Annotated in this window: 13 protein-coding genes, 1 tRNA gene and 1 riboswitch; of the genes, 6 read left to right on the top strand and 8 right to left on the bottom strand. The window is 57.0% G+C overall.

Annotated features, from left to right (window positions below):
* Positions 1–25 precede the first annotated feature (25 nt).
* Positions 26–889, top strand: coding sequence for a DMT family transporter (locus BVC71_RS07080; RefSeq protein ID WP_086450942.1), 864 nt, complete (start codon positions 26–28; stop codon positions 887–889).
* Positions 890–949: 60 nt separating this feature from the next.
* On the opposite strand, the gene aroC is transcribed toward BVC71_RS07080, so the two are convergent.
* On the bottom strand, positions 950–2,053 hold the full coding sequence (gene aroC, locus BVC71_RS07075; RefSeq protein ID WP_086450941.1) for a chorismate synthase: 1,104 nt from the start codon (positions 2,051–2,053) through the stop codon (positions 950–952).
* Positions 2,054–2,165: 112 nt separating this feature from the next.
* A riboswitch (TPP riboswitch) is annotated at positions 2,166–2,265 on the top strand.
* 33 nt (positions 2,266–2,298) lie between these two features.
* Here aroC and thiB point away from each other — a divergent pair.
* Genes thiB through BVC71_RS07060 form a run of 3 tightly spaced genes read left to right on the top strand, consistent with a single transcriptional unit; the run spans position 2,299 to position 5,481 of the window.
* Positions 2,299–3,279, top strand: coding sequence for a thiamine ABC transporter substrate binding subunit (gene thiB, locus BVC71_RS07070; RefSeq protein WP_086450940.1), 981 nt, complete (start codon positions 2,299–2,301; stop codon positions 3,277–3,279).
* Entirely contained in the window at positions 3,255–4,796 is a 1,542-nt protein-coding gene (locus BVC71_RS07065; protein WP_086450939.1) for a thiamine/thiamine pyrophosphate ABC transporter permease ThiP, read from the top strand. Before thiB ends, BVC71_RS07065 begins: the two co-directional genes overlap by 25 nt.
* A complete protein-coding gene (locus tag BVC71_RS07060) occupies positions 4,780–5,481 on the top strand; it encodes a thiamine ABC transporter ATP-binding protein (RefSeq protein WP_086450938.1) in 702 nt (233 codons plus the stop codon). Before BVC71_RS07065 ends, BVC71_RS07060 begins: the two co-directional genes overlap by 17 nt.
* A gap of 51 nt (positions 5,482–5,532) precedes the next feature.
* Here BVC71_RS07060 and BVC71_RS07055 read toward each other — a convergent pair whose 3' ends face one another.
* From BVC71_RS07055 to petA, 3 genes are read right to left on the bottom strand one after another with little or no spacing between them, the layout of a single operon-like run.
* Positions 5,533–6,402, bottom strand: coding sequence for a cytochrome c1 (locus BVC71_RS07055; RefSeq protein WP_086450937.1), 870 nt, complete (start codon positions 6,400–6,402; stop codon positions 5,533–5,535).
* Positions 6,403–6,416: 14 nt separating this feature from the next.
* Entirely contained in the window at positions 6,417–7,730 is a 1,314-nt protein-coding gene (petB, locus tag BVC71_RS07050) for a cytochrome b (protein WP_086450936.1), read from the bottom strand.
* A 12-nt stretch (positions 7,731–7,742) separates the two neighbouring features.
* Complete coding sequence (gene petA / locus BVC71_RS07045) at positions 7,743–8,303, bottom strand: ubiquinol-cytochrome c reductase iron-sulfur subunit (protein WP_086451266.1); 561 nt, start codon at positions 8,301–8,303, stop codon at positions 7,743–7,745.
* Positions 8,304–8,622: 319 nt separating this feature from the next.
* Here petA and BVC71_RS07040 point away from each other — a divergent pair, with 319 nt between their 5' ends.
* Complete coding sequence (locus BVC71_RS07040; RefSeq protein WP_086450935.1) at positions 8,623–9,297, top strand: outer membrane protein; 675 nt, start codon at positions 8,623–8,625, stop codon at positions 9,295–9,297.
* On the opposite strand, the gene BVC71_RS07035 is transcribed toward BVC71_RS07040, so the two are convergent.
* Genes BVC71_RS07035 through dapF form a run of 4 tightly spaced genes read right to left on the bottom strand, consistent with a single transcriptional unit; the run spans position 9,291 to position 12,629 of the window.
* A complete protein-coding gene (locus tag BVC71_RS07035) occupies positions 9,291–9,896 on the bottom strand; it encodes a glutathione S-transferase (RefSeq protein WP_086450934.1) in 606 nt (201 codons plus the stop codon). The genes BVC71_RS07040 and BVC71_RS07035 overlap by 7 nt on opposite strands.
* A gap of 47 nt (positions 9,897–9,943) precedes the next feature.
* Positions 9,944–10,570, bottom strand: a complete 627-nt coding sequence (locus BVC71_RS07030; protein WP_086450933.1) for a glutathione S-transferase — start codon at positions 10,568–10,570, stop codon at positions 9,944–9,946.
* Positions 10,567–11,820 (bottom strand): tRNA (N(6)-L-threonylcarbamoyladenosine(37)-C(2))-methylthiotransferase MtaB, encoded by a 1,254-nt coding sequence (gene mtaB / locus BVC71_RS07025; protein WP_086450932.1) that lies wholly within the window; start codon positions 11,818–11,820, stop codon positions 10,567–10,569. The genes BVC71_RS07030 and mtaB overlap by 4 nt, the downstream gene beginning before the upstream one ends.
* The gene (dapF, locus tag BVC71_RS07020; RefSeq protein ID WP_086451265.1) at positions 11,817–12,629 is read right to left on the bottom strand and encodes a diaminopimelate epimerase; all 813 of its coding nucleotides are present in this window, start codon (positions 12,627–12,629) and stop codon (positions 11,817–11,819) included. The genes mtaB and dapF overlap by 4 nt, the downstream gene beginning before the upstream one ends.
* Positions 12,630–12,728: 99 nt before the next feature.
* Between dapF and BVC71_RS07015 the strand changes: the two genes are divergently transcribed.
* Positions 12,729–12,804: transfer RNA gene (locus tag BVC71_RS07015), tRNA-Lys, on the top strand.
* The last annotated feature ends 42 nt before the right edge of the window (positions 12,805–12,846 follow it).

Raw genomic sequence — 12,846 nt, 5'->3', positions numbered from 1 at the left:
TGACCCTTTTTCATTTGAGGCTTTGATGGATTTACGTGCTATTTTGATGGGGCTTTCCTTTGCCCTCATGTGGTCCTCTGCCTTTACATCTGCACGTATCATCGTTCAGGCCGCCCCGCCGATGACATCGTTGGCCTTGCGGTTTTTGGTGTCAGGCATTGTGGGCATCGCGATTGCTTATGCGCTAGGGCAGCGCATCAAATTGACCCGTCCACAATGGACGGCGACATTCGTTTTCGGCATTTGCCAGAACGCGCTGTATCTGGGGATGTTTTTCTACGCCATGCAAACGATCGAAGCGTCGCTTGCGTCGATCATCGCGGCCACCATGCCGTTGATTGTGGCGCTGCTGAGCTGGATCACTGGGAACCGACCGCGGCCTTTGGGGATCGTTGGATTGTTCGTCGGGTTCTTTGGGGTCGCCGTGATCATGGGAGCGCGCCTGACGGGCACTGTGGACAGTCTTGGCCTGATCCTATGCGTGATCGGGGTCACCGCTCTGTCGGTCGCAACGCTGGCTGTCAAAGGCGCATCTGGCGGCGGCAACCTTTTGATGGTCGTCGGGTTGCAGATGATGGTGGGCGCCGCTGTGTTGGCCGTCCCTGCGGCGCTGTTCGAAACTTGGACCGTGGACTGGAGCTGGACCCTGATCATGGCGTTCATCTACACCACGATGGTTCCGGGTCTATTGGCCACATTCATCTGGTTTCAGTTGGTACAACGTATCGGCGCGATCAAAGCGGCGACGTTCCATTTCCTGAACCCGTTTTTCGGCGTCGCGATTGCGTGGGTACTGCTGAATGAACCGCTGGGCATTTGGGATGCCGTTGGCGTTGTGATCATCGCCGCAGGCATTTTGGCGGTGCAGCTGTCGAAACAGCGCGTTTGATCACAGGGGCCTAAGCATCATCATGCCCATATCGGCACGATGATGTAGGTTCGATAAAAATTAACCGATTTGGCCGCGTTCGCCGCCAGTTTGGGCGCGGTCTAGCATGATGTGGTCTAGGACGACGCAGGCGGCCATTGCTTCGCCTACGGGGACGGCGCGGATGCCGACGCAGGGGTCGTGGCGGCCTTTGGTAATTACTTCGGTCGGGGTGCCGTCGATATAGATCGATTTGCGCGGCGACAGGATCGACGATGTTGGTTTCACAGCAAAGCGTACAACAATGTCCTGACCGGTCGAAATGCCGCCCAGAATGCCGCCCGCATGGTTCGACCCATAGCGCACTTCGCCGTTTTCAAAGAAAATTTCGTCCGCATTATCACGGCCCGTCAGGGCAGCAGCGGCCATGCCTTCGCCGATTTCAACGCCTTTCACAGCGTTGATCGACATCATCGCAGCGGCCAGATCGGTGTCCAGTTTCGCGTAAACGGGTGCGCCAATGCCAGCTGGTACGTTGCGAGCGACAACCTCGATCACGGCGCCGACCGAATTGTGGTCGTCTTTGCGCAGGAAGGTCAGGTAATCTTCCCACTCTTTTGCCATTTCAGTGTCAGGGCACCAGAAATCGTTCTGGTCGATGGTGTCCCAATCGAAACGGGATCGATCAATTTTCTTGTCGCCCATTTGGACCATGTAGCCCTTGATCTCGATCCCAGGGTTCAGGTGTTTCAGCGCCTCGCGGGCAACGCCGCCCGATGCAACGCGCGCTGCGGTTTCGCGGGCCGACGAACGGCCGCCACCGCGATAATCGCGCAGGCCGTATTTCTGGTGATAGGTGATATCAGCATGGCCAGGGCGGAATGTTTTGGCGATGTCGCCGTAATCCTTGGACCGCTGGTCGGTGTTTTCGATCATCAGCTGGATCGAGGTGCCGGTGGTGACGCCTTCGAACACGCCCGACAGGATTTTGACCGCGTCAGGTTCGTTGCGCTGCGTGGTGTTTTTGTTCTGGCCTGGTTTGCGTTTATCCAGCCAGACCTGAATCATTTCAGGTGTCAGCGGAACGCCTGGGGGGCACCCGTCAACAGTTGCGCCCAAAGCGGGACCGTGGCTTTCGCCCCAAGTGGTGGTGCGATAGATGTGACCATAGCTGTTATACGACATGTGGGCGCCTCCGTTTGGGATCGTTTAGCGCGGACAGCGCACAGGGCCAAGGTCTAACATCATCGTTTATGGGCGAATGGGCCTTGCGTGCGGCCAGATGGGGACTATGTTGCGCGGTACCTCGGGGTGCCTTTCGTGGCTGAGACGCATATTGCGGACCCGTTGAACCTGAACCGGTTAAGACCGGCGGAGGGAAGGTCGCGAGAATCCTCGAACCCCCATCCGTTCGGCGTAAGAGGATTGATATGAAATACTCCACCCTTCCCCTTGTCGCAGGACTGTCGTTCATTGCCACTGGCGCAATTGCGGACACCCTGACAGTTTACACTTACGACGGCTTTAACAGCGATTGGGGCCCCGGCCCGCAGATCGAAGCGAACTTCGAGGCTGAATGCGGCTGTGATCTGGAATTTGTGGGCGCAGGTGACGGCGCTGCGGTTCTGTCGCGTCTGCGTCTAGAGGGCGACAACACCGACGCAGACATCGTTCTGGGTCTGGACACCAACCTGACGGCAGCAGCCGCTGAAACCGGCCTGTTCGCGGCATCGGGCGTGTCTGGCGAATACGATCTGCCGATCGACTGGACTGATGAGACCTTTGTCCCGTTTGACTGGGGTTATTTTGCGTTCGTCGCAGGCAAAGACGTTGCCGCACCTGCGAATTTCCGCGAACTGGCAGATAGCGACCTGTCCATCGTGATCCAAGATCCACGTTCGTCCACCCCTGGTCTGGGTCTGGTCATGTGGATCGAAGCCGCATACGGTGACGACGCTGCATCGATCTGGGCTGACCTGGCCGACAACATCGTAACCGTCACCCCGGGCTGGTCCGAGGCTTATGGTCTGTTCCTAGAGGGCGAAGCTGACGCGGTTCTATCCTACACCACATCGCCAGCCTATCACTTGATCGCCGAAGAGGATGACACGAAAACATCGTGGACCTTTGACGAAGGCCACTACATGCAGGTCGAAGTTGCAGGCAAAATCGCAGGCACCGACGTGCCTGAACTGGCTGATCAATTCATGGCCTTTATCGCGACCGAAGGGTTCCAATCCGTGATCCCGCTGACCAATTGGATGTATCCCGTTGTGACCCCAGCCGAAGGTCTGCCAGCAGGTTTCGAAACCCTGTCGACCCCAGAAACCGCGCTGCTGTTCAGCGCAGAGGACGCAGCGGCCAAAGCGCCACTGGCGATTGACGCATGGCGCAACGCGCTGGCGCAGTAATCGTACCTCGATGGCCGGGGGCGATTGTGATCGCCCTCGTGCTGCTTTTGACGGTCGGTACGCTGATCGCGGTGCTGACCCGTGCGGATACGTTTGGTGGGCTAGGCTCTGCCGATCGTGCTGCGATTTCCTTTACCTTGTTACAGGCGGTTCTATCGGCGGCGATCAGCGTGATCGCGGCCATTCCCGTGGCGCGGGCGCTATCAAGGCGCAGGTTTCGTGGGCGGTCGATATTGATTACTCTGCTGGGCGCGCCATTTATCCTGCCCGTGGTTGTTGCTGTCATGGGCCTATTGGCCGTGTTCGGACGCAATGGTTTGCTGAACGACGCACTGACGATGATCGGGGCGGGGCGCGTATCGATCTATGGGTTAGCGGGCGTGGTACTGGCCCATGTTTTTTTCAATCTACCACTGGCGGTGCGTATGATCCTGCAAGGCTGGCAGTCGATCCCCGCCGAACGGTTCCGATTGGCCGCAGCGCTGGACGCGCCTGTTTTTAGCCTGTTGGAACGCCCCATGCTGAGGGCGGTTCTGCCGGGTGCATTTGCCTCGATATTCCTGATTTGCCTGACCAGCTTTGCCGTTGCCCTTATCTTGGGCGGGGGGCCAAAGGCGACCACCGTCGAATTGGCGATCTATCAAGCGATCCGATTCGATTTTGCACTGGATCGGGCGGCCTTTTTGGCGGCGATACAGTTTGCAATGTCGCTGGTAGCGGCTGGCATTGCGTGGTTTCTGGCTGTGCCTGATGCATCGGGTGCTGGTTTGGACCGCATGGCACGTCGTTGGGATGGAGCCAGCATATTTTCGCGGCTTTCGGATGGGTTGGCTATCGTCGTTGCGGCAGCGTTTCTAATCGTCCCGCTTGTGTTGGTTGTTCTACGCGGCATTGGTGGCTTGGGCGATGTGCCTGTTCAAATCTGGCCCGCGATAGTGCGGTCGGTCTTGGTCGCTGTGGTTTCAACCTCGCTGACTATTTTGGCGGCTGTCGCGTTGTCCGTCCGCGGTGGGCGCGGCGTGGTTGTTGCCTCCGCATTGCCGTTGGCCGCATCATCGTTGGTGGTGGGCACGGGGTTGTTCATCATGGTTCAGCCGATCCTTAACCCTGCGAAAATTGCGCTACCTGTCACTGCGATGATGAATGCCCTGATGGCCTTGCCTTTTGCGCTGCGTATTATGGAACCTGCCGTGACCAAAGCAGAACGCGATTTCGGACGATTGTCTACGTCGCTAGGGATTGTTGGTTGGGCACGTGTCAGGATGGTGATCTTACCGCGCATACGGGGGTCTTTGGGTTTTGCTGCTGGACTAGCGGCTGCGCTATCAATGGGTGATTTGGGCGTGATTGCTTTGTTCGCAACGTCGGACCAACAAACCTTGCCGTTGTTGATGTATCAACTGATGGGCAGCTACCGCACAGATGCCGCATCTGGTGCTGCGCTGATCCTATTGGGACTATCGTTAGGCGCGTTTTGGATCTGCGATAAATGGGGGCGTCATGGCGCTGAAAATTGATGATTTGCGCATTCGTTTGGACGATTTTTCGCTAAAGGCGAATTGCGCGTTCGAGGCTGGAAAAGTCACTGCATTAATTGGTGCATCGGGCGCAGGAAAATCGACATTCTTATCAGCTTTGGCTGGATTCGTTGACTGTGATGGTGGCGATATTCGGTGGAATGGAGCCCGTATTCAGGGCTTGCCGCCCGCTCGGCGCCCACTGGCGACGTTGTTTCAAGATAATAACCTGTTTCCACATTTGACCATCGCGCAAAACGTGGGGCTGGCGTTGGGGCCGCGTTTGCGCCCACTATCCAAAGATCGCGGGCCTATCGCTAATGCTCTGGATCGTGTGGGGCTTGCGGGGTTTGATGCGCGTAAACCTGCGCAACTATCGGGCGGTCAGCAAAGCCGCGCCGCATTGGCCCGTGTGCTATTACAGGATCGGCCAATTGTGTTGTTGGATGAACCTTTTGCGGCGCTTGGGCCTGGTTTGAAACGCGATATGCTGGCCTTGCTGAGGGACGTCATTCTATCGCCCGAGCGAGTGGTGATTATGGTGACCCATGATCCCGAAGACGCCCGATATATCGCGGATGATATCGCGGTTGTCGCTGATGGGCGGGTTATGCCCCCTGCACCTGTCGCGGATGTGTTGGACAATCCGTCGGACGACATAAAATTGTATTTAGGCCTGCACTAACGCAAAAGGCCCGCCAACTTGGCGGGCCTTTCGTTTGTTTGTCAAAAACGCTTATTTCTTAGCGGCTTCTTTGGCTTTTTTCTTGTGCGGTGCCCACAGACGTTTGTTGGTCATGTACAGCAGAACCGACAGAACAGTCAGGAAGATAAAGCCGGTCAGACCAGCGTTCTTACGAGCGTTCATTTTTGGTTCAGCGGTCCACATCAGGAACGCAGCAACGTCGGCTGCTTCGTGGTGCAGGTCGTTCGAATGACCGTCAGCGTATTCCACGTCTTCACCCCACAGAGGTGGAGCCATGGAGATCCAGCTGCCTGGGTACATGTGGTTGCCGTCTTCGTCGATACATTCGTTCGGATAACCACCAGCAGTGAAGACGGTGTTATAGTAGCCGTCAAAATCTTCTGGTGCGCACGAAGGTGCATCTTCGTAGCCGGTCAGCAGGGATGCGATGTATTCTGGGCCGCCCATGCCTTTGATGATCTGGTTGATACCCAGGCCGTATGGGCCGTGGAAACCAGCGCGCGCCTTTGCCATCAGGGACAGGTCAGGTGCAGTGTTCAGCGAAGACGATGGGAATTTGTCTGCTGGGGTTGCAGCGCGATAATCGCCGTCACCGTCAGCCAGTTCTGGATCCCATACTTCAAAGTTGGCCGAATAATCCCAGACATCGTCTAGATCATAGTGTGGGCCGCCTTCGTCAGCCAAGGTGCCAAAGCGAACGTGCTCTAGACCGTGACATGCCGAACATACTTCGGTGTAGACTTGCAGACCGCGCTGAAGCTGCATTTGGTCGTAGGAACCAAATGGGCCTTCGAACGAGAATGCGAAATCTTCGACGTGGGCCTCTCCGCCGGCTGCCATAACGGCACCCGACGACAGACCAAAGGCGATCGCAGCGGAAAGGGTTAGTTTACGGAACATTGTTCTTTCCTCTCTCACTCGGCTGGGGTGCCGTAGTGGGCGTTGAAGTCTTCTTCGATGGTTGCTGGCTGTGCCAGTGGCTTCTCGATCACGCCTAGCAGAGGCAGGATGACCAGGAAGTAAGCAAACCAGTAGGTCGAAGCGATCAGCGAAATCCAGTCGAATGGAAATTCGGTGGACTGGGCGCCAACCCACATCAGGACCATGAAGTCTACGCACAGCAGTGCGAACCAGACTTTGAACATTGGGCGATAGCGACCCGAACGTACCTTGGAGGTATCCAGCCATGGTGCCAGCGCCATAACAGCGATCGCGCCAAACATTGCCAGAACACCAAAGAATTTCGCGTCTACGATGCCAAAGGTGATGAACTGTACGAACTGAACAGCCCAAACGTCTGCAGTGAACGCACGCAGGATCGCGTAGAACGGCAAGAAGTACCATTCAGGAACGATGTGCGCAGGTGTCGCCAGCGGGTTCGCAGGGATGTAGTTGTCTGGGTGACCCAGGTAGTTCGGCATGAAACCAACGACTGCTACGAATGCTGCCAGGATAACAGCCAGCGCGAACAGGTCTTTGATTACAAAGTAAGGCCAGAATGGCAGCGTGTCTTTTTCTGCTTCTTCTTTCGAACCGCGACGAACCTCAACACCGGTTGGGTTGTTGTTGCCGGTCGAGTGGAATGCCCAGATGTGAACCATGGTCAAACCAGCCAGAACGAATGGCAGCAGGTAGTGCAGCGAGAAGAAGCGGTTCAGCGCAGGCTGACCAACAGCGGACGCACCCAGCAGCCAGGTCTGGATCGATTCACCAATGAATGGGATCGCGCCGAATAGGCCGGTGATAACTGCGGTACCGTGGAACGACATCTGACCCCAAGGCAGAACGTAGCCCATGAACGCGGTGCCCATCATGATCAGGTACATCAACATACCGATGATCCAGGTGACTTCGCGTGGTGCCTTGTACGAACCGTAGTAGAGACCGCGGAAAATGTGCGCGTATACAGCGATAAAGAACAGCGATGCGCCGTTCATGTGGAAATAGCGGATCATGTGACCGCCATTAACGTCACGCATGATGTGTTCGATCGACGCAAACGCCAGATCGACATGCGGGGTGTAGTGCATCACCAGAACAATACCGGTGATGATTTGCAGGCCCAGAGTAAAGGCCAGAACGATGCCCCAGATCCACATCCAGTTCAGGTTCTTTGGAGTAGGGATCATCAGGGTGTCATACAGCAAGCCGATGACTGGCAGGCGGCTGTTCAGCCACTTCTCGGCGCCAGTTTTTGGCTCGTAATGGTCGTGCGGGATACCGGACATTCGTGCCTCTCCTTAGCCGAGTTGGATGGTTGTGTCGTCGATGAACGCGGCGACAGGGATATCTAGGTTGCGCGGCGCTGGACCTTTGCGGATACGGCCGGCGGTGTCGTAGTGCGAACCGTGGCATGGGCAGTACCAGCCACCGAAATCGCCTGCTTCGCCCAGAGGCACACAGCCAAGGTGGGTACAAACGCCCATCTGGACCAACCATACACCGTCTTCGGTCAGGGCGCGGTTTTCGTCCGATGCGTCTGCGTCTGCAGGCAAGTTGGCGTTGTCTGCCAACTGGTCAGGCAGTGCCGACAGTTCGACGGCGCGTGCTTCGGCGATCTCTGCCTCGGTACGTGCGCGAATGAATACTGGTTTACCCTGCCACAAAACGGTCAGCTGCGTGCCTGGGGCAACGGTGCTGACGTCGACGCGTTTCGAAGCTTGCGCTTTCACGTCGGCAGAAGGGTTCATCTGGTTAACGAGCGGCCAGACAGCGGCGCCGGTCACCACTGCGCCCGCACCTGCGGTGGCGTAGTAGATGAAATCGCGGCGGGTGCCCTGGTGTTCTTCGGTATTTGACACTGGGTGCATCTCCGTTAATTCCGGGCCTCGGCCCATACGAATAGGGACAGCCGGCAGAATTCTGCCGTCCGTTCGGGCGCTGTTTAGCTATCAAAAACGGTCCCGTCTAGCGGACAATCGGGCGCAGGGGGGATCAGGGCGTGCATTTTGCACGAAAAATCGCACTTGCCCCTTTAATATGGCTAAATTTGACCTACCCCTGTGCTGAACTGCCGCAAATCGATGATTATTAGTTATCATAGGTTGGTTTTTTTGCGGGGTGGTGGTTTAGCTGGAACAGCGAACAGGTAAATCACCTGACACAATGATTGGACAATGAATGAAACAGCTGACCGCGATAGCTTTGCTTGCGACTGCCGCAGCCGTGCCAACGGCGTCTTTGGCTGAAAACGATTTTAGCTTTTACATGGGATTTCAGGGCGCCCCGCATTCGGTGGTGACCGGCACGGACCCTGCGAATGGCGTATCCACCGATCTGGATTTCACCGCCGCATGGGAAGGTAAATCCTGGACCCCGCCACCCTATTACGGTTTCCGCTGGACGCACTGGAAATCGGCCAATTTTGGCTATGGCGTCGAATTCAGCCATGACAAAGTTTACGCATCCGATGAAACCCGCGCGGCGACAGGATACGACCGTTTTGAATTCACCGATGGCCTGAACATCATCACCGCAAACGTCAACTATCGTTGGCCAGAGCAGTGGATGAACGGTGATCTGACGCCTTATGTCGGTGGTGGTTTGGGCTTTGCCATGCCGCATGTTGACGTGCAGGCCACCGCTGGTGGTCCGCACACCTTTGGCTATCAGTTCACAGGCGGCGCGATGCGTCTGTTTGCAGGCGCGTCCTATGAAATCAACGACACTTGGTCGATGTTTGGTGAATACCAGTTCACCTATTCGATGAATGATGCCGAGCTGGAAAGCGGCGGGTCGTTCCAGACCAACGTCATCACCAACGCGCTGAATATCGGTGTAACCTACTCTTACTGAGGCGGGACCGTATCAATCATCGACTGGCGCGCTGCGAATTTGGCGTGCCAGTCTGCTAATGCAGGGGCATTGGCGCGCCAGTCACGATCTGGCATCCGAAAATCCAGATAAGACAGCGCAACACCCACAGCGATGTGGCTCATGTCCAATGGGCCTGCCAGATGGGACATCCAGCGCGATTCGATATCGGCGACGGCGCGGTCGATTTTCTGGCGCTGCGCATCGAACCACGTTTCATAGTGTAATTCCTCGGGCCGCAGTTTTTGTTCGTAAACAACGGTCACAGCAGCATCCAAAATCGCGTCGGCCTGCGATTCGAGCGTTTTGATCTCCCATTCGCGCGCCGCTGGGTACATGCCCAGATCCCACGTTGCGTTCAAAAACTGGGTGATGACGCGGCTGTCATAGATCGCGGGGCCAGAATCGCGGACCAGCGCAGGGATTTTACCAATCGGGTTGGCAGCGACGGCCTGCGAATCGGAGGCAAGCGGCGTCGTTGCCACCATGACCTGTTCGATGGCGTCGGTTTTTCCTGTTTCGTGCAGCAGTACGCGGACTTTACGAACGAATGGCGAAGTGGGTGATGCGATCAGTTTCATGGGGCCTCCCTTGGGTTAGGGGTACTATGTAGCGCCCACGCTTAGGTTCAAGGGAAATAGATCGGATCGTCGCCGTCGGCCCATGGCGCGTATTTCGTCATGATCCATTTGAACCGATCCGACGATTTGAACGCATCCAGCCAGCGGATCACATTCGGCAGGGGCTGTGCGTAAAACCAGTCCTGATCCACATGCGCGAATTGGCGCACGAACGGCAGAATCGCGTAATCGGCTAGTTTGGGCGCATCGCCGAATAGGAACGCGCGGTCGCCGATCTGATCGTTCAGGCGGGTCAGAAAATCGACAGCCGTCTGTTTTTCAGCGTCAACATCTACGTCATCGAACCGAATGGCGTATTTGTACCGATCCAGCGCCTTTTTGAACGGACCGTCGCAGGTGGCGATCAGGTCATCACCCAAGTCGGGCATATCTAGCCAGTCATTGGGGTCATTCTGCGCGAGCGCCCAACGCATGACGTCAAAGCTTTCGTCGATAACGTCGGCCCCAGTGTTCAGGCAGGGCACCGTTCCGCTGGGCGAGGTTTCTAAAAACGGTTCCGGTTTGGCGCGCAGCACGATTTCGCGCAGTTCAACGCGCACACCCGATTCGGCGATGCCAAGACGGGCGCGCATCGCATAGGGGCAGCGGCGGAATGACCAAAGGATCGGGGTCATACCGTCAACTGCTGTCCGTTGATGCCGCGAATAACCGCCGTGACGATCTGCGATTCGGGCTGATCGGTATCGAATGTGACTTCGGTAAATTGCGCGGTGCGGCCCATGCGCGGGTTTTCCATCAGGATGTGATGGGTTTTGCCAATTTGAGCGGCCAGATGCGTGGCGACAGCCTCTTCGCCTTTGGCGCGCAGACGGGCGGCGCGTTCTTTGATCGCTTTGCCGTTTACCTGCGGCATCCGCGCGGCAGGAGTGCCGGGGCGGACGGAATAGGGGAACACATGCAGCCACGTCAGGTGGCAATCATCGACCAGTTTCAGCGAATTTTCGAAATGGGCCTCTGTCTCGGTCGGGAAACCAGCGATGATATCCGCGCCGAACGTCATGTCGGGGCGAAGTTTGATCGCGTCCTCGGCGAAACGAATGGCGTCGTCGCGCAGATGGCGGCGTTTCATCCGTTTTAGAATCAGGTCATCGCCGTGCTGCAGCGACAAATGCAGATGCGGCATCAGGCGCGGTTCGGTCGCGATGGCCTGCATGAGGTTTTCATCAACCTCGATCGAATCGATAGAGCTGATGCGCAGTCGGGGCAGGTCGGGCACCAGTTTCAGGATACGCATGACCAGATCGCCCAGTTTGGGCTGCGCAGGCAGGTCAGCGCCCCATGATGTTAGGTCAACGCCTGTCAGGACGACCTCGTTATAGCCCTTGTCGACCAACCGTTTGATCTGATCCACCACGACGCCCGCAGGGACGGACCGCGAATTACCGCGACCAAAGGGGATGATGCAGAACGTGCAGCGGTGGTCGCAGCCGTTTTGCACCTGCACATATGCGCGCGATCGTGTTCCGAACCCGTCGATTAGGTGACCCGCTGTTTCGGTGACCGACATGATGTCGTCCACCTGCACCGGTTCTGTGGTCCCGATCAGGTTCGGCGCCATACCCGCCCAAGTTTCAGGCTGCATTTTTTCGGTATTGCCGATGACGCGCGATACTTCGGGCATTCCCGCAAAGGTTTCCGGTTCGACCTGAGCCGCACAGCCTGTCACGATCAGCGTCGCGTCGGGGTTTTCGCGGCGCAGTTTGCGAATCTCCTGTTTCGCTTTGCGGACGGCTTCGGACGTGACGGCGCAGGTATTGACCACAACCGCGTTGTCGACGCCCGCTTGCGCGGCGAGCTCTTTCATCGCTTCGGTTTCGTAGGCGTTCAGGCGGCAGCCAAGCGTGGAAAAGACGGGGGCCTTCATCGCCAGATTCCGTCAAATACGTGGGCTGTGGGGCCGGTCATCCAAACGCCATCGTCGCGCCAATCGATTTCTAACGTGCCGCCATCCAGATCAATGCGCACCTTGCGGCCGGTCAGGCCGCGCCGTGCAGCTGCAACAGCCGTTGCACAGGATGACGACCCCGATGCCAGCGTCAGGCCCGCACCGCGTTCCCAGACGCGCATACGCAGGTGATCAGGGCCTACGACGGACGCGACCTGCACGTTGGTGCGTTCTGGGTACAGGGGGTGGTGTTCGATGGTCGGGCCAAAGGCGACGATATCAATCGCTTCGGCATCGTCGACAAAGAACGTGCAATGCGGGTTGCCCATGCCGGTTGCCGTGGGTGCGCCGTCGATTGGCAGTTCCAGTGTATCCATTTCAGATGCCAGTGGAATTTCATCCCACTGCAACTGCGGATGCCCCATATTAACCGAGGTTTGCCCATCGCCAGCATCGCGCGCGAACAAAGTGCCGCGTTCGGTGGTGATGGTCAGTTCGGTTTTGCCCGTGCGATCCATTTCCCAGCGCGCAATACAGCGCGTGGCATTTCCGCAGGCCGCAGATTTCGACCCATCGGAATTCCAGAAAATCAGATGCAGATCCGAGTCTTTGCCCGATTCAATGGTCGCCAGCTGGTCATAACCGATTCCCATGTGGCGGTCGGCCATAGCAATTGCCAAACCATGATCGACAACCGATCCGGTCTCTCTTTCGTCGATAATGACGAAATCATTGCCTAACCCGTGCATTTTCATGAACGGCAGGCCGTTATTTGTGTGTGTACCCATACCCGCCATATAGGCCTCTGAAAAAAATTAATCCAGATATGGCATTTTGCGGTTGACCCGACCCGCAGGTATTCTTAGAAGCCGCCCCACAGACACAGTGGGCCGTTAGCTCAGTTGGTAGAGCAACTGACTTTTAATCAGTGGGTCGCAGGTTCGAATCCTGCACGGCTCACCACTGTCTGCCAATAGGGCGTCCTTCGGGACGCCCTTTTTGTTT

The sequence above is a fragment of the Marivivens niveibacter genome, from assembly GCF_002150005.2.
GTDB lineage: Bacteria > Pseudomonadota > Alphaproteobacteria > Rhodobacterales > Rhodobacteraceae > Marivivens > Marivivens niveibacter.
This window is presented reverse-complemented; position numbering and strand designations above follow the sequence as displayed.